The following is a 24407-nucleotide window of genomic DNA, read 5'->3' as shown; positions in this document are numbered from 1 at the left end:
CACGCGGCGAAATTGACGCAAAGTAAGTAAACGTTTACGGTAAGTAATAGCTTACGGAACTGTATTTTCCGCTTTGGGTGATCCGACCCGCCGTCAGGTGTTTGAAGCCGTGGCAGAGCGGCCCCGTGCGGTCGGAGAATTGGCTGTCGACTTGCCGGTCAGCCGACCAGCAGTTTCACAACATCTTCGGGTTCTTTCTGACGCGGGGCTGGTGGTGTGCCGGGCCGAGGGGACGCGCCGGATTTATACCGCGCGACCCGAGGGGCTTGCGGAATTGCGTGCCTGGTTAGAGCGGTATTGGACAGAGGTTTTGGACAGCTTTGCAGCCGAGATGGATCAGCAGGGGAGGGAAACGTGACGGATCCCATCGTCAAAACTGTGATCGTGAACGCCACTCCTGCGCGTGCATTTGATGTTTTCGTGAACCGGATTGCCAAATGGTGGCCGCTGGACGGTCATGCCGTGTCAGCGTTGCGCGGAAAGCCCGCGTTGGCAGTGGTGATTGAGCCATACGTGGGCGGCGCTGTCTACGAGACAATGTATGATGGCACGCGCGCCGAATGGGGTGAGGTTTTGGTCTTTGAGGATAGTCAGCAGTTGGTGCTCAGTTGGCATCCGGGTACCGACAAAGATCGCACCACTCGGGTTGAAGTCTCGTTCGAAGATTACGGAGTAGGACAAACCAAAGTGACGCTGATCCATTCCGGCTGGGAAGTATGGGCGGCAGAAGCCCTCGGCAAGCGTGGTGGCTACGACACCGGTTGGGACTTCGTGCTGGGTGAGTGTTTTTTGCGTTCAGTGAATACATAAAAAGGGCGGCCACATGTGCCGCCCTTTTCACTGACTTAAGCCAGGCTTAGTTCTTTTCTTTGTCGACCATTTTGCCGGCAGAAATCCAGGGCATCATGGCGCGCAGTTTTGCGCCGGTTTCTTCAATCTGATGCTCGTCATTGGCGCGACGGGCCGCTTTGATGGTAGGCTGGCCAACAGCGTTTTCCAACATGAAGTCACGGACGAATTTGCCCTGCTGGATGTCGTCCAGAACCGCTTTCATACGAGCTTTGGTCTCGTCATACTTAAGGATACGCGGGCCGGTCACGTACTGGCCGTATTCTGCCGTGTTCGAGATCGAGTAATCCATGTTGGCGATGCCACCTTCATAGATCAGGTCAACGATCAGTTTCACTTCGTGCAGACACTCGAAATAGGCCATCTCGGGCGCGTAGCCCGCTTCGACCAGAGTTTCAAAGCCGCAGCGGATCAGTTCAACCAGACCGCCGCACAGAACAGCCTGTTCGCCGAACAGGTCGGTTTCACACTCTTCACGGAAATTGGTCTCGATGATGCCGGAACGACCGCCACCAATGGCCGAGCAGTACGACAGACCGATTTCCAGTGCTTTGCCGGTTGCGTCGTTATGCACAGCCACCAGGCAGGGCACACCGCCGCCTTTGGTATATTCGCCGCGCACGGTGTGGCCGGGGCCTTTGGGGGCCATCATGATGACGTCGACGCCTTCTTTCGGCTCAATGAGCCCGAAGTGAACGTTCAGGCCGTGAGCGAACGCAATCGCGGCGCCGGGCTTGATGTTGTCGTGGACGTATTTCTTATAGGTCTCGGCCTGCAATTCGTCGGGCATGGTGAACATGATGACGTCACACCAGGCAGCCGCTTCGGCGATACCCATCACCTGCAGACCTTCACCTTCGGCTTTCTTGGCCGATGCCGAGCCTTCGCGCAGGGCAACAACAAGGTTCTTGGCACCCGAGTCCCGCAGGTTCAGCGCGTGGGCGTGACCCTGCGAACCATAGCCCAAGATGGCTACTTTTTTGTCTTTGATCAGGTTGATGTCGCAATCGCGATCGTAATAGACGCGCATTTGGCCGGTCCTTTCAGTTTCGATTGCAGTGCTTTTACCCATGCATTTTGCTATTGGCGAGTAGTATGAGGTTAAGTAATTTGGAAATTGGCGAAGAATAATTCGCCAAACTTAATGAAAGTGAGAAAATCATGCTTGATGATCTGGATCGACGTATCCTGCGGCATTTTCAGGCTAACCCCAGCCTGTCTGCGGCGGAACTTGCGGACCTGTGCCGGATTAGCTCAGGGGTTTGTTGGCGCCGGATCGAAAAAATGCAGGCCGCCGGGGTCATTTTGGGGCAAGAGGCCGTGATCGACTGGGCCGCGCTGGGTTACGCGGTCGAAGTTTCCCTGCGGATCACATTGGACAAGACACAACCACGCGCATTTGACGAATTCACCGCCGCCGCACGCCTAGTGGCTGAGGTCATCGAGATACAGACTTTCCTGGGGCGCGTTGATGTACGCCTGTCTGTACTGGCTCGCGATATGCCCCACTATCAGCAGGTGTACAGAGACCGTATTCTAACATTGCCGCATATCGCGGATATCGAAGCCCTGATGCATATTGCGCGGCTCAAGCGGGATGAGGTTTTGCCGGTATGATCGATCTGGATGAAATTGACCGTAAGATTCTGCGCGCATTGATTCAGGATGCAACGCAGAGTGCCGGGGCGCTGGGCCGTCGGTTCGGTCTGAGCCAGCCTGCTACGTGGCGGCGTATTCGACGGCTGGAGCAGGCCGGGATCATCAAGGGGCGTCGATTGCGGCTGAATGCCGAGGCTTTGGGATTTGGGGTCACTGTTTTCCTCGGTGTGAAGCTGGCGCGAAAGGGCCACGTCAGTCTTGAGGATTTTGAACGCGCCGTCAGCGCCATTCCTGAGGTTCAGACCGTCGAGCATGTATTGGGGCTATATGACTATCGTTTGCGGGTGGTCGCCCGCGACCTGTCCGACTTTGAACGGGTGCTTAGGCGGAGGATCATGACCCTGCCCGGGGCAGGGGATGTCGAAGCAAATGTCTTGCTGAGCGAAGAACGCCTACCGGGACCGATAGCCTGACCGCCGTCAGTAGCTGGTACGGATACAATACCCCGGGTGATGCGTCATACGCGCAAATGTCATCGGCTGCCCGTCTTTCCAGGTAGTGCGCTCCAGCTGGATCATGGAAGCACCGGTTGTGGTGCCCATGTACTCGGCCAAGCGACTGTCAGCCGAGATTGCGCAGAACGCGATTTCGGCTTCGGTAAAGGGGGACGCGTTCAGCAACCATTCATGCGGGCCGCTTTTGCTCAGGTCGGCATGCTCTACGTCAGGAACGGCTTCGATATTGATCCAACGCTCTTCCAGTTGAAACGGGCGGTTGTCCGCATAGTGCATACAGATCACGTGCAGCACGCGGGCGTCAGGCTCAACGTTGAGTTGTGAGGTCAGCCAGCCAGGGCTGTAGACAAGGTTACGTTCGACCAGCGCGTAGCGGTAAGCGGAATTTTGGCTTTCAACGGCTTGACGGGCCAGAGAAATTTCCAGCTTGGCCTGCTTTCGCGGCTCTTTCTTGACGCGGGTCCCGCTTTTGCGTTTACGTTCGACAAACCCTTGGTCTGCAAGTTCGCGCAAGGCACGATTCACGGTGGCGCGAGCGCAATTGAATTCCTCGGCCAATTGTGTTTCCGTTGGCAAAAGCGATCCCTGAGGCCACACGCGCGCCTCGATCCGCCTTTTCACCTCGTCCCGAACAACCTGAAAACTAATCCGTTTTTGCGAAGTCACGTAGAACAATACCTTTTCTATTTCAAAGTGTGCGTATCTGGTCAGAAACACGCCATGGTGTAAAGAGAGGGTGACACTATTTGGCGTCATTTCTTCATATTGTGGCTTAAGAAATATCAAATTAATACTGACAGTTACCATTGACCTCGGGTCAACGCATCGGGTTTGTCTGGCTTTACCTTCGCGACGAGACGGTGCAGAAACGAACAAACGTCAGGAAAGGACAGGAAATGCCTGCATTGCTGGAACATGTTGACCCGGATGGTCTCGAAGAGTTTTCGGTTGTTTTTACGGACCGGTCACTCAATCACATGTCGGCGAGCTTTCAGCAGGTGATGCGTGATATATCGGGGTTACTGCGCGAGGTGTATAACGCCGACGGGGTGGCTGTCATTCCGGGCGGCGGTTCATATGGGATGGAGGCCGTTGCCCGACAGTTTGCGCGTGGGGCCAATGCTCTGGTAGTACGCAACGGTTGGTTTTCCTATCGCTGGAGTCAGATCCTTGAAACCGGGGGGCTGACAGCGAATGCAACGGTGCTGAAGGCGCGGGAGACCGGTAACAGCAGTCCGTCCCCCTTCGCCCCCGCACCGATCGAAGAGGTTGTGGCGACCATTCGCGAGCAGCGTCCTGACATCGTCTTTGCGCCGCATGTCGAAACCGCTGCCGGGGTGATTTTGCCGGATGACTACGTGACCGCCATGGCCGCCGCCGCGCATGAGGTCGGCGCGTTGATGGTTCTGGACTGTATTGCTTCGGGTTGTGCCTGGATTGACATGAAAGCGACCGGCGTAGACGTTCTGATCTCGGCCCCGCAAAAGGGGTGGAGCGCATCGCCCTGTGCCGGACTGGTGATGCTGTCGGAACGGGCCGAGGCGCGTCTGGCCGAGACGACATCAGACAGTTTTGCCATCGACCTGAAGAAATGGCGTCAGATCATGCAAGCCTACGAAAACGGAGGCCACGCCTATCACGCGACCATGCCGACGGACGCATTGCGCGCGTTCCGCGATACAATGGTTGAGACACGGGATTACGGGTTCGAAAAGCTGCGTGCAGCGCAATGGGCTCTGGGAGATGGCGTTCGGGCGGTGCTCAAGGATATGGGCATCATGTCAGTTGCCGCCGATGGGTTTGGCGCGCCGGGCGTGGTGGTCAGCTATACGTCGGATCCCGAGATCCAGAACGGCAAGAAATTCGCCGCTCTGGGCATGCAGATTGCGGCCGGGGTACCGCTGCAATGTGACGAGCCCGAAGGATTCAGCACGTTCCGTCTGGGCCTGTTCGGTCTGGACAAGCTGTATGATGTCGACGGCACGATTGCACGGTTGAAACGCGTGCTGGATCAGGTTCTGTAACGCCCAGCGGGCTTCAGCGCACGCCGAGGCCCATCTGCATCAGAGTCTTCCGTACAGGTGGCAGGGAATAGAGCGCATTCAGTCCCATGGCCCGCGCATCCCGCAAAGGGCGCGCTTCGATCATCGATGCGCGGTTCAGCAAGTCGATGCCTCTGACGCGCAGCGCAATCTCGTTGTGGCGGGCCTTGTGATACGCCTCGAGCATCTGTGCGTCTCCCAGCCCTTCGGGGCGGGCTTGCGCCTGGTCCAGCAGACTACGCAGATCGCCAAGTGACATGTTCAAACCCTGCGCACCAATCGGGGGCACCACATGGGCAGCTTCGGCCATCAGGGCGACACGCTCGCCCGACAGGTGTTCAGCTGACTGGCTGATGATTGGCCAGATCGTCCGGCGTGAGGCCAATTTCAGCGGACCAAACAACCCGCAAGACCGTTCGGTCATTGCGGCCTCGAATGCCTCTGGTTTGGTGTTCAGCAATTCCACAGCGCGCGGACCGCGTTCCATCCAGACTATGGCCGAGGAGGGCTGGCCCTTCCAATCGGGCAACGGCACCAGTGTGAACGGGCCGCCCGAGCGATGGATTTCGGTTGAAACATTGTCATGAGGAACCGGGTGTGTGACGGCAAAGGCCAGCGCTTTCTGACCATAACGTGTGGTGTGGACATTGATACCCGCAGCCTCGCGCATGGGCGAGGCACGACCATCGGCTGCTACCACCAGCTTACATCGGACACGAGATCCATCACCCAGGCCCACACGCGCCTCGGCTGTGCGGGTGAACAGACTGACGGTGCCGGTGCCGGGCCGGAAATCGACGTTTGGCAATTCGGAAAGTCGCGCCACCATCTCGCGCCGCAACAACCAGTTGGGCAGGTTCCAGCCAAATGGGTGTTCGGAAATGTCAGACGCGTTGAAATCGCGCACGACACGAGGTTCGGGTACCTCTCCGCCCGCATCTACGATGCGCATGATTTGAAGCGGTGCCGCGTGGGCCTCCAGCCGCTGCCACAAACCGCATTGATTCAACAGCCCTTGGGCCGGTTGCAGAAAGGCCGTCGTACGCAGGTCCGACCCATCAACATCCCGTTCCGTGATCGGAGGCGCGGGGTCGACGCAAATCACGTCGAACCCGGCGGCACCAAAGGCGGCAGCTGCGGTCAGCCCGGCGATACCGCCTCCGGAAATCAGGATGTCACAGCTGTCAGTCATGGCGAGTATCTCCGTTGCAGGCAGACACTAGTTCCGAACTGCTGGGTGTGCCAAGTGACATCCTGTCCCGTATCTTACCCGCGTGAAATCAGGATGAGGATCAGGAACATCATCGGGACCATGGCCAATGCCGGCAAGTACAAACCCGGTATACCGAACAACATCACCGAACAGCCCCACATGCTGACGATTGCGGCGGCAGTATAAAACCAATCTCTGGCTGTTCCGTTGGCGGCATCACGTGCCAACCATCCAAACAGGGGGATTGCAAAAAACAGGCGCTGCCAGATGGGCAGGCGCCGAGGCATCTCGATCGCGCTCATGGGGGTCTCCGTTCTGTTCGCTGCTGATGCGCATATAGGGAGGATGCTGCACGTGCAGAATGAGCAGAATGTCGCAGTGCGTCAGCCTATCGCAGCCGGGCAAGAAACGCGGTCAAATCATCTGTGTGATGGTGAATGTGATCTGCCTCGTGCGGGTCCGGGGACACGTGCACAGTACGCATTCCCATAGCGTGCGGCGCAGCCAGATTGCGTGGATCGTCTTCAAACATGGCGGCAAGTTCAGTCTGTATGCCGTCCTGAGAAAAAATCGACTCAAATGCCGCCTTTTCGGGTTTGGGGCGATAACCCGCGTGTTCCACACCATAGATCGCGTCGAACAATCCGTTCAGGCCACGAGCCGCCAAAACGCGTTCTGCGTAAGGGGCCGAACCGTTGGTGTAGACGATGCATCGACCCGGCAAAGCGCGGATATGATCGGCTAACGCCACGTCGGGTTCCATATGACTCATGTCCACCTGATGTACTGCGTGCAAATAGGGAACGGGGTCCAGGTCATGTTCGGCCATCAGCCCGGCCAGCGTGGTTCCATATTGACGCCAATAGTGACTGCGCAGCCGATCCGCCTCGGGGCGGTCCACACCAATGGCCTGCACCACGTAATCCGTCATCAGCACCTCGATTTGATCGAACAGGCGCATATGCGGTGGGTACAGCGTGTTGTCGAGGTCGAACACCCATTGGGTGACGTGATCAAAGGCTTGTTTCACCATGAGTTCGGTTTAGGCCGCGCCGGTGCGGTTTTCAATGCCTGCTCTTGATCGTGGCCCCCTGTGACGGATAGACATGTCCGAACGAGGAGACAAAGACCCCATGCCCCAGAGCAAACAGTCGAACAGGGACGCCTACAGCCTGATACTCGAAGCGATTGATGTAGGTGTCTACAAGCCGGGCGACCGTCTGGTTGAAAGCGAGCTGGCCGAGCGGTTCGGCGTGTCGCGAACTCCGATCCGCGAGGCGCTGCAGAGACTCGAGACGCAATCGCTGTTGGAACGGGATGGGCGATCCCTAATTGTGGCGTCGCTGGATCACAACCAGATGGCCGAACTTTATGTGGTGCGGCGCGAGCTTGAGGGGCTGGCTGCGCGGTTGGCTGCCCGTCATGCAACCGTAGAAGAGATCAAAGTGCTGCAGGACATGGTCGCGGCCGATGACGCGTTGGTGGATGATCCAACGGCCCTGTCGCGTGCCAATCGGCGGTTCCATGAGCAGATCCATCTGGCTTCGCACAACCGATACCTGGTACAGCAGCTTGACCTCGTGCATAGGACAATGGCGTTGATGGCGACAACGTCGCTGGCCGTTCAGGGGCGCGGTGAAATTGCACAGGGCGAACACAAGGGCATCGTCGAGGCTATTGCTGCCCGCGACGAAGATGCAGCAGGGCTGGCGCTGAAAGACCATATCTCGGTCGCCTTCATGACCCGCCTGAAACAGGAAGCGGTGCAGCGCGAGAAATAAGGTGTTTGGTGGTCGGAAATTCCTCGGCTGCGTGGCCGTGTTGTGTCTTGTCCCAGAAAAATGGTTTGACGGCCAGCTCCCACAACCCCTTGTACGCAGCCAGAACTCCTAGCGGGAAATAAAGTATCATTGTCGGAACCCACGGGATCAGGAATTTTCTGTTCCCGGCCGCAACCCCCAATGTCCCGACCAGAAAATTTGCCGCCTCAGCCAGAAAAAACAGGTAGAAGCATACCGACATTAAATCGTTTTGGATGATGGCCTGAAATGGGTGGGGCAGCCCCAAATAGGCGAGCCAGAGCACCCACAAAACCGGTGCTAGCAGAAATTGTCCTACTGTTCCGAGAAAGAATGCCTGAACGCCCAGAAACCGGAGCGCCCCCAGTTCGCACAGCAAACGGCGTGGTGATCTCATGTGTACCAAATAAGTGACCATAAACCCTTTGAGCCAACGTGAGCGTTGTTTGACCCAAGGCCAGGCACGAAAATTTGCCTCTTCATATGTTGCCGTATTCACGATTTCGGTGCGATAGCCCGCGCGGCTGAGGCGGACACCCAGATCGGCGTCTTCAGTTACGTTGTGGGCATCCCAACCGCCGAGTTCCAGCAGCTTGTCACGGCGAAAAAAGAACGTCGTACCGCCCAGCGGAACGACCAGACCCAGCCTGGCGATGCCGGGCAGAACGACCCGGAACCAGCCACTGTATTCTATGGTAAAACAGCGCGACCGCCAGTTGGTGCGCGGGTTGTAATAATCCAATGCACCTTGAAGGCAGACGACGTCTTCAGGGGCCTTGGCAAAGTGGCGAACAACCGTTTCGATCTGATCCGGCATTGGCGCATCTTCCGCATCCCAAACGCCAAGGATATCACCCCGACAAAAATCCAGCGCATAGTTCATGGCACGCGGCTTGGTCGTCAGGTCGCCCCTCTTTGGAACCTCGATCACACGTATCCAGCTCGGTAATTCCACATTGGATAAGGTCAGTCGCGTTATTTCGTCCCGTTCTTCAAGTACCAGAATTACATCCAGCAATGCCTTGGGATAGGTCAGCCTTTGAAGCCGCGAGATCAGCGCATCAGCGATTTCCTTTTCCTCAAATAATGGCACCAGAATTGAGACGCAGGGCAGGCCGGATTCGACCTTCTCCGGTGGCTCTGACGGTTTGGTGCGCGGAAGCAGATAGACGATCAGCCCAGCCAGTCGGAGAACCAGAAACATGACCAACGTCAAAACCGTTGCTCCCAGCAAGAGCGCCAAACCGAAATGGGGCAGCATGGCGCATATAGTGCAGAGCAAGATCAGCAAAACGCCCGGTCCCAACCGCGAGCGAGCTGTCCATGTGCGACAGCTTTGTTCTTGGTCCACGCGCGCCTCCGCAGCCTGTGCCAGCGGTTCCGCAAATACATCTGCCAGCGCCTTGTCGATCTGACTATTGCTGGCTAGCACCGGAATGGCGGAAAGGCTTTGTTCGCGCAGCGCGTTGGCAACAGTATCAAATCGGTCGGGCCGCCAAGTGGCAACCAGAAGCAAAGGCCCGACGCGCATCCAGGGAATGACGTTGTGCTCAAGCCAGAATTCGACTGGTTTGATCGCACAAAGGGCCGGGTCTGGGGATGTTTTCGAGAAATCAGCGATTTGCAGTCCACTTTGGTCAGAAAGGGCCGCAAGGATATCTTGTCGTCCGACCCAGCCCTCGCCCACCAGTATCTCGCCCAACAGTGCGTTTTGTCGGCGCTGCAGGTGCAGGGCTTTCGCCAATTGCTCCGGTGTTATGACGCCCTGTTCCAGCAGCCGCGCGCCCAGTGGTTTTCGGGCACGGGGACTGGGAACGGGACGTGCCGGTGCCAGACGTTGAAAATTCAGTTCGACCATAAAGAAACCCTGCCGCCGGTACTGTGCGACAGGGTTGCTGAATCAGGGTTAATGTCAGGTTAACACTGAACGATAGCCAGACTAGGCTTGCGCCTTTCTGCCTGCCATGGCGTTTGCAAAGCGTTCGAACAAATAGAAACTGTCTTGCGGGCCGGGAGAGGCTTCCGGGTGGTATTGTACTGAATAAACCGGACGATCAGACATTCGGATGCCGCAGTTCGACCCGTCAAACAGCGATCGGTGCGTTTCCACGACACCGTCTGGCAGGGACTGCGCATCCACAGCAAAGCCATGGTTCATCGAGGTGATCTCGACCTTGCCGGTCTCCAGATCCTTGACCGGGTGGTTGGCGCCGTGGTGGCCGTGGTTCATCTTGACGGTCTGACCGCCCAGTGCGAGCGCCAGCATCTGGTGGCCTAGGCAGATGCCAAAAACGGGCAGGTCAGTCGTGTCCAGAACCTCTTTGATCATTGGAACGGCGTATTCGCCGGTCGCTGCCGGGTCTCCGGGGCCGTTCGACAAAAATACCCCATCCGGATTGTGCGCCAGAACTTCCGCCGCTGTTGCAGTGGCAGGCAGGACGGTCACATCGCATCCGGCCGAAGCCAGACAGCGCAGAATGTTCCGCTTAGCGCCGAAATCCAGCGCCACGACCTTGTGCACTGGTGACTCTTGTGGCTGATAGCCATCGGGCCAGGCCCAACGCATCTCATCCCAGCGATAGCTTTGGGCGCAGGTGACGTCCTTGGCCAAGTCCATACCTTCCAACCCGGCAAAACCGCGTGCAGCAGCGACCAAAGCTTCGATGTCAAAATTGCCATCCGGATCATGGGCCAGCGACACGTGGGGTGCGCCCTGCTGGCGGATCGCCCGTGTCAGGCGGCGAGTGTCAACTCCGCCAATGGCGATACGACCGCGGCGTGCCAGCCAGTCCTTCAATTCTTCGGCCGAGCGCCAGTTCGACGGTTCGGTCGGGTTCCATTTGACCACCATCCCCTCGGCGACCGGATCACCGGTTTCGTCATCCTCGGGGTTCACACCGACATTGCCGACATGTGGAAAAGTGAAGGTCACGATCTGCCCCGCGTAAGACGGGTCTGTCATGATCTCTTGATAACCTGTCATCGCGGTGTTGAAGCACAGCTCGGCCACGGTCTGGCCGATTGCGCCGAACCCGATGCCGTAGAACAGTGTTCCGTCGGCCAATGCCAGACATGCGGTGGGCTTTGACGGGGCGTTCTGGGCCATGGCGCGACTCTCCTGTTGGGTAAACCGGCGCATTCCTAAGGGGGATACGCCGCTGGGTCAAGTCTGTTCAAATTTTAGGCTATTGTTGAATTTCAATAACTTAGCACTATTTGTATCCTGTTGTGTCGCGCTTTTTGTTTAGATATGTTCGGGGTTCCGTTGCCATGGGGATGGACAGACCAAATGGATATGCGATCAAGGGTGAATGCCGCCCTGAAGCAAGCAATGAAAGATAAGCAGGCGATGCGCCTGTCGACTCTGCGCCTGATCAATGCCGCGATCAAGGATCGCGATATCGCTGCGCGAGCCTTGGACAATGAAGAGGCCAAGGGCTGCGGCGATGCCGAGGTACTTGAAATTCTTGGCAAAATGACCAAGCAGCGCAAAGAAAGTGCGCGCGCTTATGAGGAAGGTGGACGCCTGGATCTGGCCGAGCGTGAGATGCGCGAGGTTGAGGTGATCGAGGAGTTCCTGCCCAAGCAGCTGGACGATGACGAGGTGGCTAAAGCCATCCAGACGGCCATTACTGCCACCGGCGCGGGATCGATCCGCGACATGGGCAAGGTGATGGGTGAGCTCAAGACCCGGTACACCGGCCAAATGGATTTCGGCAAAGTGGGTCCTATGGTCAAAGACCATCTGTGCGCAGCGTCGAACGGCAACTAAAGATAGTTTACTGCGCGGCGGATTCGCGCAGTTTTCGCATCAACTCGTCATAAAGAGCGATGCGTTCGTCTTCGGACAGAAATGCCCCGATTTCGACTTCGCGGCCATCTCCGATGAGGGTTACATAATGTGGCACAGGTCCTCCGGTCTTGTGCATTTCCGTTCGTGCCCAATGACGGTTGCAGGACCACTCCTGATCGCCGGTTCGGGGGTCGTGATGAACCAGCCGGGCGTGGTTTCTGTTTAGCGTAAGAACTTCGAATACGCTGCGCGCGCGATAGTTCATTTCAAAGGCCAGACAAAGGCCCAGGACTGTGATCAGCAAAAAGGGCAGAAGCCCCCATAGCAGAACCGAGCCCAGGACCGCGAAAAGGGGTATCAGTCCAAACAGGAACACAGCCAGCACCACGCCCATCGCGGCGCGTGGCGGCAAGGAATTATGCGGCCAAAGACGCAGTTCCTGCTCGGCTTCCGACATCTGTTTCCAACGGTAAGGCATGGTTTGTCACATATCGCAGCGCGCACCAAAGTCGAAGGATTATTCGTCAGACGACGTGGCCAACCCGGGCCCAAGACAGGGCGTCCTCGAGCCTGTCATCGCCCCAGAACACTTCGTTCCGAACAACAAAACTGGGTGCGCCGAAGACCCCCAGTTTGATCGCAGACGCAGTTTCCGTTTCCAGCGCCTCAATTGTGTCCGGGCTGCGTGCACGGGCAAGGGTCAGCCGTGGGTCCTGCTGGCAACGATGCAGTGCTTCTGAAATTGCTTCTTCTCCGCCTGCTTCGACACCGTCCTCGAACCAGACGCGATAGAGAGACTGTGTAAACGACTTACCCCAGCCTTCTGTCATACCCAGCAAAGCAACCTGGTTGGCCAACGGGAGGTCGGAAATCGGATAGGGCGCGGGTAGTTTTGCGTGAATCTGATACTTCGCGGCGCGGCGTTCAATGTCGCGCCACATATAGGCAGATTTCACAGGCTTACCGGCAAAGGGGATGTTTTTCTGAGCAGACATGATGGTTCGCACATTGAACGGCTTCCAATGAACTGTGGCGTTATGCTCGTCGCACCATTCATCCAATCGCATGATGGTCAAAAAGCTGTATGTGCTTCCTACAGAAAACCAAAAATCGATTTCTGGCATGGGCTGACCCTCCGTCTGGCCGGGTGCATTGCCCGACACAGGATAGCCGATTTTTGTCGATCTGGCGACTGGTCAGCAGTTTTTTGGTATTGGCAAAAGTAAAACCCCGCCACTTGGGCGGGGTTTCAATCTCAGTGTGCGGGGCTTAGTGCGCGTGGCCCTTGTCCCAGTCTTCCTGCTTGGGCAGCTGCTCGAACGTATGTTCAGGCGGCGGCGAGGGCAGGGTCCATTCCAGCGTATCCGCGTATTCATTCCAGTAGTTGTTCTGGGTGATACGTGCACCACGGAACAGGGCGTAGAACACGATGCCGAAAAACAGCAGGAACGAGGCGAACGAGATAAACGCGCCAATCGACGAGACGTAGTTCCACAGGGCGAATGCCTCAGGGTAGTCGATATAGCGGCGCGGCATGCCCTGACGGCCCAGGAAGTGCTGCGGGAAGAAGGTCAAGTTGGCGCCGATGAAGAACAGCCAGAAGTGAACTTTACCCCAGAATTCCGAGTACTGACGACCAGTCATCTTGCCGAAGTAGAAGTAAACTCCGGCAAAGATCGCGAACACAGCACCCAAGCTCATCACATAGTGGAAGTGTGCAACAACGTAGTAGGTGTCGTGATAGGCACGGTCCACACCAGCCTGCGACAGCACAACGCCGGTCACACCGCCAACGGTGAACAGGAACAGGAAGCCAAATGCGAACAGCATCGGTGTCTTGAACTCGATCGAGCCGCCCCACATGGTCGCGATCCACGAAAAGACCTTAACCCCGGTCGGCACCGCGATGACCATCGTGGCCAGCATGAAGTAAGCCTGCTGGCGCAGCGACATGCCCACGGTGTACATGTGGTGCGCCCACACGACGAAGCCCAGAACACCAATCGCGATGATCGCCCAGACCATCGGCAGGTAACCGAAGATCGGCTTGCGTGAGAAGGTCGCGATCACGTGGCTGATGATGCCGAACCCGGGCAGGATCACGATGTACACTTCCGGGTGGCCGAAGAACCACAGGATGTGCTGATACAGGATCGGATCGCCGCCACCGGCCGGATCAAAGAAGGTGAACCCAAAGTTACGGTCCATCAGCAACATGGTGATCGCGCCCGCCAGAACCGGCAGCGACAGCAGAATCAGCCATGAGGTGACGAATATCGACCAGCTGAACAGTGGCACCTTGAACAGGGTCATGCCCGGGGCGCGCATGTTCAGGAAGGTGGTGATCATGTTGATCGCGCCGAGGATCGAGGAGGCGCCTGATACGTGCACGGCAAAGATCGCAAGGTCCATGGACATGCCGCCTTCGGTCGTCGACAGCGGCGGGTACAGAACCCAGCCGACGCCCGAGCCGAGCTGGTCGTTACCGCCGGGGCTCAGCAGCGAAGCCACGCCCAGCGAAGTACCGGCGACATACAGCCAGAAGGACAGGTTGTTCATCCGCGGGAACGCCATATCCGGCGCACCGATCTGCAACGGCATGAAATAGTTACCAAATCCGCCAAATAGCGCTGGAATGACAACAAAGAACATCATCAGAACACCGTGATAGGTGATCATGACGTTCCACAGGTGTCCGTTTGGCGTGCATGGATCGGCCATGAAGCCTTCGAGGCACATGTACTGAACACCGGGGTGCATCAGCTCGAGCCGCATGTAGACGGTCATCAGAACCGAGATCAGACCGGCGATCGCCGAAACGACCAGGTAAAGAATCCCGATGTCCTTGTGGTTGGTCGACATGAACCAGCGGGTAAAGAATCCGCGATTGTCTTCATGCTCGTGACCATGAATGGCTGCGTCTGCCATTTAGGTGCCTCCTGTTGCAACTGCACCGCGCTGTCGGACCTCTCCAACGCGCGGGATTCCTGATGTTTTTAGATTGCGAGGGGGCGACCTTCAATGGCCGAGTTTGATCTGGATCAAGATTAATTGTCGCGGGGCAGGGGGTGCCCAGCGGGAAATCGATCTCAGATGCCGCTTATCTGGGTATTGCCCGCGATAAATCAAGAGATGCGTCGGCATACAATTTCAACCTTGACCCACAGGGGGTAGGGCCGCAGAAGAAAGGGTAATCTCAGGACCGGAGAGCCAAAATGACAGCCTATGATCCCGAAAACATCTTTGCCAAGATTTTGCGTGGGGAAATCCCGGCATCGCGCGTCTATGAAGATGATGAGACACTGGCCTTCATGGATATCATGCCGCGTTCAGACGGGCATCTGTTGGTCATTCCCAAGACGCCGTGCCGAAATATACTGGATGCCTCACCTGCGCAGCTGACCGCTGCAATGGCAACTGTCCAGAAACTTGCCGGAGCCGCCAAGGAAGCTTTTGACGCCGACGGTGTCACCATCCAACAGTTCAACGAAGAAGCTGGTGGGCAGGAGGTCTTTCACCTGCATTTCCACGTATTGCCCCGCTTTGACGGTGTTGCATTGCGCCCACCCGGCAAAATGGGTGATTTCGATCTGATTGCCGAACATGCAGAGAAAGTTCGAGCTGCTTTGACCTGATGCTACAATGCACTGGTTCAGACCTTTTGCACACGTCGTGGTTTCAAAACGGTTTTAACACGGCACAGACGTGATCGCGTTGCTCGTCGCATGATGCGTGGAAACTCGTTTTCAAGACGCCTTGACCTACTGATGAGGTCTGCCAATCAGCCGGCTGTCGTTCTGCAATGCCATGGGCGCAATTCAAGTCAGATCCTTGCGGGCCTTCCAACGTCGGCAATGCCTCGATATCGGGTGGCTCGTCAGATTTCTTACCCCGGACATGCAGGAACGCGAACCAGCCCTGACGGCCCATTTGGTCATTGCGGGTGAGTATTGGTCACGTGCAGGGGACGTTCAGGCCGGCGTCAGCCAGATTGCGCGATCAGTTTACAATTGGTCATACAACGCTGGAGTTGGAATGCGTGGATCGGGCCTGCGTTGGTCCCGCGCGTTTCGGACATCTGGAAAGTCAAAGGTCCTAAAAAGAGAATTGCCGTTCCGATATGGGGTCGGAACGGCAGACTCGTAACCAAACACTGAACGGATTTCCCGGGCATGGCCCGCGATTACCGGTTAACACACCACTCACTCTTGAACGGTCATTACATACTACGTGGTCCGCAGCCCTTTGTATTGGGGGGAAGTGAAGAAACCCTGAATTTTAAGCGAATTTAGGTTAACGCTGGGGAAGCTTAGCTGGAATTCAGAAACAGATCGTCAACTTTTAGAAGATTGTCGTATCCGGTGGTGTTAGTCAGCGATTCGCGCTGACGTTTCTGCAAGGCTGGGCACCGGGCCTGTCTGGCTAAAAATGTCTAGGAACGTCTTTTGCAGGGCTACATCGACATCAGCCATGGTGACCGGCAGTCCCAGATCGACCAGCGAGGTGACGCCATGTTCCTGAATGCCGCAAGGGACGATTCCGGTGAAGTGATCCAGTTCCGGTTCGACATTGATCGAAATCCCGTGAAAGCTGATCCATTTTCGCAGCCGGATACCAATTGCGGCGATCTTGTCTTCGGCGGTCTGCCCCGTCACCGTCAGCGGCTTGTCGTTGCGCTGGACCCAGACGCCAACACGGCCGTCGCGGATTTCACCGGTAACGTTGAATTCTGCCAGTGCCGCGATCACCCAATTTTCCAGTTGTTTGACAAAGCGGCGAACGTCATGCCCCCGTCTGCCCACATCCAGCATCACGTAAACTACGCGCTGCCCTGGTCCGTGATAGGTGTATTGCCCACCACGTTTGCTTTCATAAACGGGAAAACGATCAGGGTCGGTCAGGTCCTCTCGCTTGGCCGAAGTTCCAGCCGTATACAGCGGCGGGTGTTCCAGTAGCCAGATACACTCATCCGCGTCGCCCGCAGCAATGGCGGCCACGCGGGCCTCCATAAAAGCGATGGCTTCGTTGTAATCGGTTAGCCCGTCGGTCGTCTTCCATTCCATGTGATGTCCTTAGACCGTCTGTGAGGTGGGGGAAAGACCTCAGGCAGCCTCGGTCAGGCAGCGTTGCAGAACCTGAGCATAGGTGTCCGTGCCCTGTGCGCCGGTCAGCAGGTATTTGCCGCCAAATACCATCGAGGGAACGCCGGAAACACCCCGGCTGGTCCAGAACTGCTGTTTTTCTCTCACCGATCCCACATGGGCGCCTGAATCCAATGCCGTACGAGCGGCCTCAGGATCCAGCTCGGCGGCCATGACCGCATCAATGAGGACCTCAATATCCGAAACGTCACGCTGCCGGGTGAAGTAGGCATCAAACAGCGCCAGTTTGAGCGGATGCTGCCGCCCCTGACTTTCAGCCCAATCCAAGAGCTGATGCGCCGCGAAAGTGTTGTAGATTCGACTTTCGTCGTTGAAATTGAACGCAAAGCCAAGTTCAGCCCCCAAGGCAGTCAGGCGATCGCGTGCCTGCTGGCTCTGCTCCGGGGTCGAGCCGTATTTCTCGACAATATGTTCGCGCAGGTTCTGGCCTTCAGGCCCCATGTTCGGGTTCAGTTCGAACGGATGCCACCGTAACCGCGCAAGCACGTTTTCCTGTTGCAGGGCCAGATCAAGTTGACGAAATCCGACAACGCACCAGGGGCAGACAACATCCGAGACAACGTCGATCTGAACAACGGGACGGGGATCTGCGGTTGTCATAGGAGGCTCCCGACACTGGCCTGAGGGTTTCATCAAGGTTAAAGATATGAGCCGCCGAAGTGAAATCAATCCGCCCTTGTTTTTGCCTCTTCACATCCTGCGTCTGTCCGTCTATATGCGCGTCTACCAAGTCATTGGCAGTGCGGTCGTGGCGGAATTGGTAGACGCGCAGCGTTGAGGTCGCTGTGGGGTAACACCCGTGGAAGTTCGAGTCTTCTCGACCGCACCAGAAACAACATCCAAGTAATTGATTTTGTTGGCAATCGATTTCATCAAGAATTCTGGTCCCCCATTTGGTCCCCCATCGGGTCAATGATTTTGCGGACCTCGGACATCCTGACAAACGACATGCTGCCGTGTTTCAGGATCGTGATTTTGCCTTCTTTGGCCCAATTGTAGATCGTGGCGCGAGAGACGCCGACTACAGACTTGGAATCGGCTGGGCGGAAATATTCTGTGTTTGTCGTCATCCGTCCTTCTCCTCCTGCTCTACAAGAGCGGCTAGGATGCGGCGTTTGTGTTCTTCGTTGGCAGCAAATTGGGCTTCAGAAGGGTCGCCAAATTCACCTTCAAGTTCTCGCGCGTATATCGTGCAGTCGTCATCCTCGTGCACATGGAATTCAGCAAATATCCGTCCTGCTGAACTGTCCTCGTCGTAGCTGATCGTATAGTACCCAAAGGGCGATACTGCCTTGCAAATTGTGCCGTGCTCATTGATCCATCGCCACACCAACGGCTTCACCTCCCGCGCCGCTTCCAGCTTGGCTTGGAGGGCATCGCGTTCGGCCTTTAAACACATGATCCGATCACGGGCCGCCGTACAAATGATCTCGTGGTTCAGTTGATCTCGCATCAACATTCGAACAGCCCCGGCAATCTCGTAATCGCTGGCCTGTGGCTTACTGATTGGGTATTCACCGCCGTTCCATTTGTAGGTGCGCTTGCGGTTTTCACGCGTCAGGGCGGTCTCTGGTGCTTTTGTATCCGTCATGGCGTGGCTGTCCTTTCCGCTTTACCCCAATGCTTGTGAAAATACGGCACACGGCGAAGGCACTTAGCGCACCATTTCTGCGGCCACGGGTGGTCCCGGATGTGGTGAAATCTCACGTCCTCGGGTCCCATCTCACCCCTCCTTGTCTGATAGGGCGCGGAGGGCGGCGGATATGTCGTCAAACTTGACCCAATTTCCGTCCAGATTTGGCGACATGCCGTCTCCGACTAGCGAGTATGTGACAAGCTCGCCCTGCAAGCCCTCACCGTGTTCTTCCCATTTCGCTAACAGTTCCCGCGCCGCCTCCTGCACCGCGTCAGGCTGGTCGCCGGGGGCTGGGGGTAGGGGCATCCCCGGATTGCATGTCGGACAGTTGGCAGCCATTTCCGCAGTCATATGGAGGCAATTCGACACCGGTGCGGACGTGTCTTGCTCGCAAAATTCTGGATATATGCCAAGTTTTACGGCGACTGATCGAATAGCGCACTTTGCCCCGTGGGCCCCTTCAACTGTTTGCAAAGCCCATTCATCGACTCGCAGATACTCGTCCCACAGAGACTTGGCCGTTTCGTGCTTCCATCCGGCCACAGGCGCGGGGGTGAGGGATAGAACGGCGTCGGCTAGACTGTAGTCTAAGTCGTCAACCCACCACTCATCTTGACAGTTGTTTGAGTGACGTCGTTTGGCAATGGCTTCCGCAATATCTTCCCGGCTTGCAGATGCGGGGCGGGTGTTGGCGATGCGATCAAGTTCTACCTTTGCAGCGTTAAAGGCCGCGCGTGATTTATTGGAATGCTTCTCGCCTGCGCTGATCATTGAATACATCAGGTCCAAGGCGGTTTTTGTTTTCGGCGTGTCCGTCATGACTTACCTATTGTGCGTGTGTTTCTAAGATGGTGTTCAACTCGTCTCTGAGCTGTTCAGCTTCCGCCAAGGACATTGAAAAAGACGAGCGCCAAGGCGTGCCGCGTCTGTGGGACACATAGGCATCTGTTCCGACTACAACTGCGCTGTCATCCTTGCGGAACGTCGCGTGTGCGTTTGTTTTCTCTCTTTCCCTTGGTGCCATCCGCCTTGCTCCTGTTGCCCCCGGTGTGTTCACGCAGGCCCTTGCGTACCGGGGGTGGTTGATATGAGCCGGGGTGTTCATCCCGCCCCTTGGTCAATGTTCTGGTGGTGGACGGTGAAGGGGATGCAGCAGGACAGGCGGGTCATGTGTCACTCTCCGCCAGTGCGCAGAGGAAATCACAGACAGGTGCAATAGGGTTTAGCGTTGGCCAATCCTCTGGAATTTCGTCAATAAAAATACGCTCGTTGTTGATCCTGGTCAGCCGCGCGCCAAGAGAGCGGGAAAGCTCCGTGGTACGCTTGAAACGGTCGGGGAAATGCTTGCGAAACAGAGCCCAATAGTCTGGGCTAGTGGCCTTGCCGCACCCTGTTTGAAGGCAGTTCGCGCACGGGAAGCCCATGCCATAGGAGCGGGGTAGCGTGAGGCCATCACGCTCAACTATCGCCAACGTCCCCGCCTTCGTAACACCTGCTTCGATCAGAGGTGCCGAGACATTGAGTTCGAAGAACGTTGTTCTCAGGTTTTCGAAGCGCTGTAACTCGCGGCTGTCCGCTGTGTACCCGAACACATGCAAATCGTCCGGACGCTGAAACTCGATACGCGGAGCAATCTTCATCTCTCCGGTACACGTTGCCCCGTTCGGCCCAGCGATGAACCGGCGGCGTGTCCAAACATCCCACACGCTTTGGTACTCAGAGGACCGTAAAATAGTGATTTCTCGGTTCAATCGGCGCTGCACATCCCGCTCAAACCGATAGTTATCCTCATCCTCGTTGTTCGTTTCGCAGCGGACAATCAGAGCGTCTGGATGCTGGCGAAGGGCAAGTTTGGCCGCGACATAGCTTGCCGCACCTGTTGACCACCAAATGAGAACGCGCCCCGTCATCCTTCCCCTCCCAGAGCAGCGGGGAAGCCGTTGTGTTCGCGGCCATCCAGAAGGCGACCGGCGGCTTTCTTGCCGACGCGGTACAGGTGTGCATGCTCCAAAATCCGAGATGGAAAACGGGCGTATAAATCGTCTGCGTGATAGCCGTCTGGAAGGTTCTCAGCTTGACTGAGTGGCAGCCACTCGCCCCATTGCTTGAATAAGAACGCAGTTCCTGCCGCCTCGCACTGGTCCCGTAGGCTGCGAGCCCAATCAGGATGCATGGGGCGGGCGTTCGGGCCGCTCTCGCCGCCGCAGATGATCCAGTCGATGCCGGGTCCAGATTGCCCCATGCCTTTGGCTGGGTTGAACTTGTGAGATCCGGTCCAATAGGACTCGCGACCACAATCAGGGCATGTAGACAGGTATTTCCCAGCGAAATAGCCACGACAACCGGAACACTGCCAAGTGATCCGCAGCCAGCGGGACACTTCTACTGACCCCAACATCGGCTCCACGCTCAGCCCCACCCACGGAATGCCCAGCTTGGCTTTCAGGTCCAGCAGCTTGGGAATGTCCCGGTCTGCCTCGTCCTGATTGACGACGGTGATCATCAGGCCGACATGCGCGGGCCAGCCACCGTTGACCCATGCCGCTGGAACCATCTGAAACACGTTGCCGATGCGCTTGGTCAGTAGGATGGCGTTGATTTCGTCGGCTCGGTCGACCTCGGTCAACAACTCGCGTCGCCACTCGGGGTCTGCCATCTTGTCGAACACATCGCAGAGCGAAGAAAAGAACACGCTGGGCTTGCGGCCATGCTCTTCCAGAAAGGCGAAGCTTTCCCGCCGGATCTTGCGCAACTTGGCCGGTGCCCCCTTGACCTTCCGGCGTGGCGCACCTGGTCCCCAATGCTGACCACCCGAGAAACGGGCGTCTCTGGCTTCGGCATAGCAGTTGTCGCAACCGGGTCCGACCTTCTGGCAGCCTTCCCACCAGTTCAGGGTATAGTCGGCCCACTCGATCTTGGTTTGCTGGGTCATGCCCTGTCCCCAAGGAGCGCGTTGATGCGATCGATTTCACGCTCAATAAGAGCTTTCGGGGTGGCGTTTTCATCGGCCTTTGATCGCAGCTTGTAGGGCACCGACATTATTAGCTTGGGATGTTGGTACTCCTTCAAGCCGTCCAGCACGTCGCGCGCGGCCATCAGCTCGGCCTGACATTTAGTCAGTAGCGCATTAGCACTGTCGATGACGTCCGCGACCTTCTTGCATTCAGCGAAATGCTCTTTGACAGTGTTTTTGCTCATATCCGTCTCTCCTCGTTCCCCCCTCCCGTCACTCACTCAGCAACGGGAAGGGGCGCCCGGCACCATGCAGGGCGTTCAGTCCTCGTCTCGCAGAACGACACCACCGCCGACCTTGCGCTTGAATTTGGAATTGCGACCGCCGGGGAGCGGGCATTTTGACTGGTGCAGACCGAAGTGCTTCGCGCGCTTGCGAGCCTCGACTGACTTCTGCCCAACGTCCCTACATGTCTTCACTTTGTGGCAGCGGTGGCGCAGAGCTCTGATATTGGTCTCGCGGTTTTCTCCGCCCAACGTCAGGGCTTCGGTGTGATCGAACTCAATCGCTTCGCCAGACGCGCCAAGTTTCACCCCGCAACCGCAACCGCAAATTCCCTGCTGCGCCAGAATGATCCGCGCCTTGACCCTTTTTGGTATCTGGGTTTCCGGCGTTGCGCCTATCCATTCAGGAACTGAGCGCCCGGTCATTCCGTCACCCCGACAATCCCGCGGCAGAAGTCGAGAACATCGGCCTTCGACTTGTCGAACTGCTCCTTCCCCATGGCCTTTAAGCTCTGGCTGTGGGGGGTGATGCAGTGAACGATCGCGCCATCGATTTTGATGATCGCGTACCCGTGGGCCATCTTCGCCATGTACCCGATGCTGCGTAGTTTTCGGGTGGCTTCTTCCGCCGAATTGAAGGCGTAGGTTTCAACGTCACAGTGCCCTGTTTTGATTAGAGCGTGTTTACGGAACGCATCTGACGATCTGGCAAAAGGAACGTTGTCCAAGCTTTCTGGGATGCTGTCCCAGAGTTCCTTGATGGTAGCCATGAATCCACGCAGGGCGCTTTTATCGCGCATATCCGCGCGAAGAGCCTCTTCCAGGGTCGTGACGTAGCCGGCGGGATAGAACCGCTCACCGTAGATCTCGAGCGGGCGCGGCCGGGTATTGAGCAGGTGCACGGACATCAGGTTGCCTCCGCCTTGGCGGCATCCTCCGCTCGGATCGAGCAGAGGTCAGCCTTGATGGTGGAAACCTTCACATAGAGCCGTGTCGCGATTTCCTCGTGGCTTAACCCCCGGGCCTTCAATTGACGAACGGCAGCTTGCCTGCGAGCTACGGTGGGCGATTTACCCTTGTTCACGCCGTAGTTGGGCTTTTGGCCTACACCGGTAAATTGACCCATGCGCCTGTTGCAGGCGGAGGCGTCGGCTTTCATCCGTTCCAACGGTGTCATCAGGCAGCCTCCAAACGTTCCAGAAGCCGGGCAGTCATCTCATCAGCCTTTGCGAGGAAGGTGGTTACCGCCGCTTTGATCTCCTCGCACTTCTCGGCATCGCGCGGGATCCGCTGCACAAAAAGCCGCATAGGTTCGGGTACAAATGGGCAGAAGGACGCGAAGTCAGCCCATTCCCGATCAGTGCACTCCAATCCCCACTGCATCTGCAGCAAGTAGTCTTTCTGGATAGTGGTGCCGGCTAACGTTCCGATATGTGTATGGGGAGCCGGGCATTTCAGTTCAAAGTAACCATCAACCCCAATCAATCCGTCTGGGCTGCATCCAGCGTTCGCGAGTTTGGGGTGATTGATAAACCCGACCTGATCGACGTTGTTTCCACTCAGCAGAGTATAGTAAGCGCGCCCTTGGTCTTCATTGGCTTCGCCATTCCTCATAGCCAAGCCTGTGAAGGTCTCTTTGCGAGCGTCTGTGACGCGCTCGGCCACCACCTCCGCCAAATATTCCTGATATCCCTTGGTTGTCGGCTTCATCATCACAGTGGCGATTTTTGACCCTGTGACCTTGCCCATACGGGCGGCGAACCATTCCTCAGATCGCTGTTCCATTAGAGTTCAACGCCCCGCTTCTTTGCTGTGATGCGAAGGTTGGAGACAACCGCGCCGTAGCGATTGCTGGGTAGTTCAGTTAGGAGGTTCACATTCTCAGCGGTTAGTACGACCGACTCGTCCAGATCGGGGATCTTATCGATCATGTCGCGCAGCTCGATGTACTGCTCCTCCGTAATGGGTTCACCCGATCCAGAGGCGTTGCCATCGTCGTCCTCGGTGGCAATGTCGAAGATCATGCAGAACAGATACCGGCGCGCGTAGCTGACGGTTGAGCCAAAGGCATGAATGCCAGTCTTGTTTACCGAACCCTGAATGCCCTTGGCATCAAGCGGAAGGTCTGCCTTGCCGGATTCCGTATGTCCGGCGTCGTGGCGAACAATCCAGCGGATACCCACATGGTCAGGCTTCTCGCTTTCCTCTGGGTAGGTCGAGAACGACAGGCCGTACTTACCGGCAATCGGCTTGCAGTCGGCGTAGATAGCCGAGAGGTCCGCGTAATTGCTCTTGGTCTGCTTGTTCTCGCGATTGCGCGCGACTGGCTTCATCTCAGCCTGCGCAGCGGCCATAGCTTCGGCATACGCGCGGCGCTGGCTCTCTGCGTCCAATTGCTGTTTCATTTCCAGCATGCGCTCGAGCTTGTCCAGGTCAGCTTCCGGGTCACGCATGATGCGCTCAATCATCGAGATATAAGGGTCAGCTGATACCAGGTGGTTCTCAACGTCGTGCGCAGCCATTGGGGCGGGGTTTTCCATCTTGGCAAGTTCGCTCATTGCA

32 protein-coding genes and 1 tRNA gene are annotated in these 24407 nt (G+C 56.9%); 10 read left to right on the top strand and 23 right to left on the bottom strand.

Annotated elements, in window-relative coordinates; genetic code table 11:
• Positions 1 to 109 precede the first annotated feature (109 nt).
• Positions 110 to 358, top strand: coding sequence for an ArsR/SmtB family transcription factor (locus AC2TCY_RS05795; RefSeq protein ID WP_480846116.1), 249 nt, complete (start codon positions 110 to 112; stop codon positions 356 to 358).
• Positions 355 to 810, top strand: a complete 456-nt coding sequence (locus tag AC2TCY_RS05790; protein ID WP_480846114.1) for an SRPBCC domain-containing protein — start codon at positions 355 to 357, stop codon at positions 808 to 810. Before AC2TCY_RS05795 ends, AC2TCY_RS05790 begins: the two co-directional genes overlap by 4 nt.
• A 46-nt stretch (positions 811 to 856) precedes the next feature.
• Here AC2TCY_RS05790 and ilvC read toward each other — a convergent pair whose 3' ends face one another.
• Positions 857 to 1879: a ketol-acid reductoisomerase gene (gene ilvC, locus AC2TCY_RS05785; RefSeq protein WP_480846113.1), complete on the bottom strand. Its 1023-nt coding sequence runs from the start codon at positions 1877 to 1879 to the stop codon at positions 857 to 859.
• A gap of 131 nt (positions 1880 to 2010) precedes the next feature.
• On the opposite strand from ilvC, the gene AC2TCY_RS05780 reads away from it, so the two are divergent.
• A complete protein-coding gene (locus AC2TCY_RS05780) occupies positions 2011 to 2466 on the top strand; it encodes an Lrp/AsnC family transcriptional regulator (RefSeq protein WP_480846111.1) in 456 nt (151 codons plus the stop codon).
• The gene (locus AC2TCY_RS05775) at positions 2463 to 2921 is read left to right on the top strand and encodes an Lrp/AsnC family transcriptional regulator (RefSeq protein ID WP_480846109.1); all 459 of its coding nucleotides are present in this window, start codon (positions 2463 to 2465) and stop codon (positions 2919 to 2921) included. The genes AC2TCY_RS05780 and AC2TCY_RS05775 overlap by 4 nt, the downstream gene beginning before the upstream one ends.
• Positions 2922 to 2927: 6 nt before the next feature.
• Here AC2TCY_RS05775 and AC2TCY_RS05770 read toward each other — a convergent pair whose 3' ends face one another.
• Positions 2928 to 3629 (bottom strand): histidine utilization transcriptional repressor HutC, encoded by a 702-nt coding sequence (locus AC2TCY_RS05770; RefSeq protein WP_480846108.1) that lies wholly within the window; start codon positions 3627 to 3629, stop codon positions 2928 to 2930.
• 230 nt (positions 3630 to 3859) lie between these two features.
• Between AC2TCY_RS05770 and AC2TCY_RS05765 the strand changes: the two genes are divergently transcribed.
• Positions 3860 to 4987: an aminotransferase class V-fold PLP-dependent enzyme gene (locus tag AC2TCY_RS05765; RefSeq protein WP_480846107.1), complete on the top strand. Its 1128-nt coding sequence runs from the start codon at positions 3860 to 3862 to the stop codon at positions 4985 to 4987.
• 13 nt (positions 4988 to 5000) lie between these two features.
• Here AC2TCY_RS05765 and AC2TCY_RS05760 read toward each other — a convergent pair whose 3' ends face one another.
• The 3 genes from AC2TCY_RS05760 to AC2TCY_RS05750 form a co-directional block, all read right to left on the bottom strand.
• On the bottom strand, positions 5001 to 6197 hold the full coding sequence (locus AC2TCY_RS05760; protein WP_480846106.1) for a UbiH/UbiF family hydroxylase: 1197 nt from the start codon (positions 6195 to 6197) through the stop codon (positions 5001 to 5003).
• Between the two features lie 74 nt (positions 6198 to 6271).
• On the bottom strand, positions 6272 to 6520 hold the full coding sequence (locus AC2TCY_RS05755; RefSeq protein WP_480846105.1) for a hypothetical protein: 249 nt from the start codon (positions 6518 to 6520) through the stop codon (positions 6272 to 6274).
• Positions 6521 to 6606: 86 nt separating this feature from the next.
• Positions 6607 to 7251, bottom strand: coding sequence for a pyrimidine 5'-nucleotidase (locus tag AC2TCY_RS05750; RefSeq protein WP_480846103.1), 645 nt, complete (start codon positions 7249 to 7251; stop codon positions 6607 to 6609).
• A gap of 100 nt (positions 7252 to 7351) precedes the next feature.
• Here AC2TCY_RS05750 and AC2TCY_RS05745 point away from each other — a divergent pair, with 100 nt between their 5' ends.
• Entirely contained in the window at positions 7352 to 7999 is a 648-nt protein-coding gene (locus AC2TCY_RS05745) for a GntR family transcriptional regulator (protein ID WP_480846102.1), read from the top strand.
• Here the strand turns inward: AC2TCY_RS05745 and AC2TCY_RS05740 are convergent.
• Together AC2TCY_RS05740 and carA are read right to left on the bottom strand one after the other, a co-directional pair.
• Positions 7956 to 9875, bottom strand: coding sequence for a glycosyltransferase family 2 protein (locus tag AC2TCY_RS05740; RefSeq protein WP_480846100.1), 1920 nt, complete (start codon positions 9873 to 9875; stop codon positions 7956 to 7958). The genes AC2TCY_RS05745 and AC2TCY_RS05740 overlap by 44 nt on opposite strands.
• Before the next feature lie 81 nt (positions 9876 to 9956).
• On the bottom strand, positions 9957 to 11123 hold the full coding sequence (gene carA / locus AC2TCY_RS05735) for a glutamine-hydrolyzing carbamoyl-phosphate synthase small subunit (protein ID WP_480846099.1): 1167 nt from the start codon (positions 11121 to 11123) through the stop codon (positions 9957 to 9959).
• A 183-nt stretch (positions 11124 to 11306) separates the two neighbouring features.
• Here carA and AC2TCY_RS05730 point away from each other — a divergent pair, with 183 nt between their 5' ends.
• Positions 11307 to 11789, top strand: coding sequence for a GatB/YqeY domain-containing protein (locus AC2TCY_RS05730; RefSeq protein WP_480846098.1), 483 nt, complete (start codon positions 11307 to 11309; stop codon positions 11787 to 11789).
• A gap of 7 nt (positions 11790 to 11796) precedes the next feature.
• Here the strand turns inward: AC2TCY_RS05730 and AC2TCY_RS05725 are convergent, their stop codons facing one another.
• From AC2TCY_RS05725 to ctaD, 3 genes are all read right to left on the bottom strand, one after another.
• Complete coding sequence (locus AC2TCY_RS05725; protein WP_480846096.1) at positions 11797 to 12288, bottom strand: DUF2244 domain-containing protein; 492 nt, start codon at positions 12286 to 12288, stop codon at positions 11797 to 11799.
• A 46-nt stretch (positions 12289 to 12334) separates the two neighbouring features.
• A complete protein-coding gene (locus tag AC2TCY_RS05720) occupies positions 12335 to 12934 on the bottom strand; it encodes a DsbA family protein (protein ID WP_480846094.1) in 600 nt (199 codons plus the stop codon).
• 145 nt (positions 12935 to 13079) lie between these two features.
• Positions 13080 to 14738: a cytochrome c oxidase subunit I gene (gene ctaD / locus AC2TCY_RS05715; RefSeq protein ID WP_480846093.1), complete on the bottom strand. Its 1659-nt coding sequence runs from the start codon at positions 14736 to 14738 to the stop codon at positions 13080 to 13082.
• Between the two features lie 287 nt (positions 14739 to 15025).
• Here ctaD and AC2TCY_RS05710 point away from each other — a divergent pair, with 287 nt between their 5' ends.
• Positions 15026 to 15445 (top strand): HIT family protein, encoded by a 420-nt coding sequence (locus tag AC2TCY_RS05710; protein WP_480846091.1) that lies wholly within the window; start codon positions 15026 to 15028, stop codon positions 15443 to 15445.
• Positions 15446 to 16177: 732 nt separating this feature from the next.
• Here AC2TCY_RS05710 and lipB read toward each other — a convergent pair.
• On the bottom strand, positions 16178 to 16873 hold the full coding sequence (gene lipB, locus AC2TCY_RS05705) for a lipoyl(octanoyl) transferase LipB (RefSeq protein WP_480846089.1): 696 nt from the start codon (positions 16871 to 16873) through the stop codon (positions 16178 to 16180).
• Between the two features lie 39 nt (positions 16874 to 16912).
• Positions 16913 to 17572, bottom strand: coding sequence for a DsbA family oxidoreductase (locus AC2TCY_RS05700; RefSeq protein ID WP_480846088.1), 660 nt, complete (start codon positions 17570 to 17572; stop codon positions 16913 to 16915).
• A gap of 46 nt (positions 17573 to 17618) precedes the next feature.
• Between AC2TCY_RS05700 and AC2TCY_RS05695 the strand changes: the two genes are divergently transcribed.
• Positions 17619 to 17750 (top strand): hypothetical protein, encoded by a 132-nt coding sequence (locus AC2TCY_RS05695; protein WP_480846087.1) that lies wholly within the window; start codon positions 17619 to 17621, stop codon positions 17748 to 17750.
• Positions 17715 to 17801 (top strand) — tRNA-Leu (locus tag AC2TCY_RS05690). The genes AC2TCY_RS05695 and AC2TCY_RS05690 overlap by 36 nt, the downstream gene beginning before the upstream one ends.
• A 43-nt stretch (positions 17802 to 17844) precedes the next feature.
• On the opposite strand, the gene AC2TCY_RS05685 is transcribed toward AC2TCY_RS05690, so the two are convergent.
• The 11 genes from AC2TCY_RS05685 to AC2TCY_RS05635 form a co-directional block, all read right to left on the bottom strand.
• On the bottom strand, positions 17845 to 18042 hold the full coding sequence (locus AC2TCY_RS05685) for a helix-turn-helix domain-containing protein (protein WP_480846086.1): 198 nt from the start codon (positions 18040 to 18042) through the stop codon (positions 17845 to 17847).
• Positions 18039 to 18563: a hypothetical protein gene (locus AC2TCY_RS05680; protein ID WP_480846085.1), complete on the bottom strand. Its 525-nt coding sequence runs from the start codon at positions 18561 to 18563 to the stop codon at positions 18039 to 18041. Before AC2TCY_RS05680 ends, AC2TCY_RS05685 begins: the two co-directional genes overlap by 4 nt.
• 132 nt (positions 18564 to 18695) lie before the next feature.
• Positions 18696 to 19427 carry a hypothetical protein gene (locus tag AC2TCY_RS05675; protein WP_480846083.1) on the bottom strand — a complete coding sequence of 244 codons (732 nt, stop codon included), beginning with the start codon at positions 19425 to 19427 and terminating at the stop codon, positions 18696 to 18698.
• A 347-nt stretch (positions 19428 to 19774) separates the two neighbouring features.
• A complete protein-coding gene (locus AC2TCY_RS05670) occupies positions 19775 to 20518 on the bottom strand; it encodes a hypothetical protein (RefSeq protein ID WP_480846081.1) in 744 nt (247 codons plus the stop codon).
• Positions 20515 to 21540, bottom strand: coding sequence for a DUF5131 family protein (locus AC2TCY_RS05665; RefSeq protein WP_480846079.1), 1026 nt, complete (start codon positions 21538 to 21540; stop codon positions 20515 to 20517). The genes AC2TCY_RS05670 and AC2TCY_RS05665 overlap by 4 nt, the downstream gene beginning before the upstream one ends.
• Positions 21537 to 21806, bottom strand: coding sequence for a hypothetical protein (locus AC2TCY_RS05660; protein WP_480846078.1), 270 nt, complete (start codon positions 21804 to 21806; stop codon positions 21537 to 21539). The genes AC2TCY_RS05665 and AC2TCY_RS05660 overlap by 4 nt, the downstream gene beginning before the upstream one ends.
• Before the next feature lie 75 nt (positions 21807 to 21881).
• Complete coding sequence (locus tag AC2TCY_RS05655; protein ID WP_480846076.1) at positions 21882 to 22271, bottom strand: HNH endonuclease; 390 nt, start codon at positions 22269 to 22271, stop codon at positions 21882 to 21884.
• Entirely contained in the window at positions 22268 to 22753 is a 486-nt protein-coding gene (locus AC2TCY_RS05650) for a hypothetical protein (protein WP_480846074.1), read from the bottom strand. Before AC2TCY_RS05650 ends, AC2TCY_RS05655 begins: the two co-directional genes overlap by 4 nt.
• Complete coding sequence (locus AC2TCY_RS05645) at positions 22753 to 23022, bottom strand: hypothetical protein (RefSeq protein WP_480846073.1); 270 nt, start codon at positions 23020 to 23022, stop codon at positions 22753 to 22755. Before AC2TCY_RS05645 ends, AC2TCY_RS05650 begins: the two co-directional genes overlap by 1 nt.
• On the bottom strand, positions 23022 to 23630 hold the full coding sequence (locus AC2TCY_RS05640; protein WP_480846071.1) for a lambda exonuclease family protein: 609 nt from the start codon (positions 23628 to 23630) through the stop codon (positions 23022 to 23024). Before AC2TCY_RS05640 ends, AC2TCY_RS05645 begins: the two co-directional genes overlap by 1 nt.
• Complete coding sequence (locus AC2TCY_RS05635; protein ID WP_480846070.1) at positions 23630 to 24403, bottom strand: ERF family protein; 774 nt, start codon at positions 24401 to 24403, stop codon at positions 23630 to 23632. The genes AC2TCY_RS05640 and AC2TCY_RS05635 overlap by 1 nt, the downstream gene beginning before the upstream one ends.
• Positions 24404 to 24407: the final 4 nt, after the last annotated feature.

Source organism: Ruegeria sp. HKCCD7181 (assembly GCF_057221055.1).
This window is presented reverse-complemented; position numbering and strand designations above follow the sequence as displayed.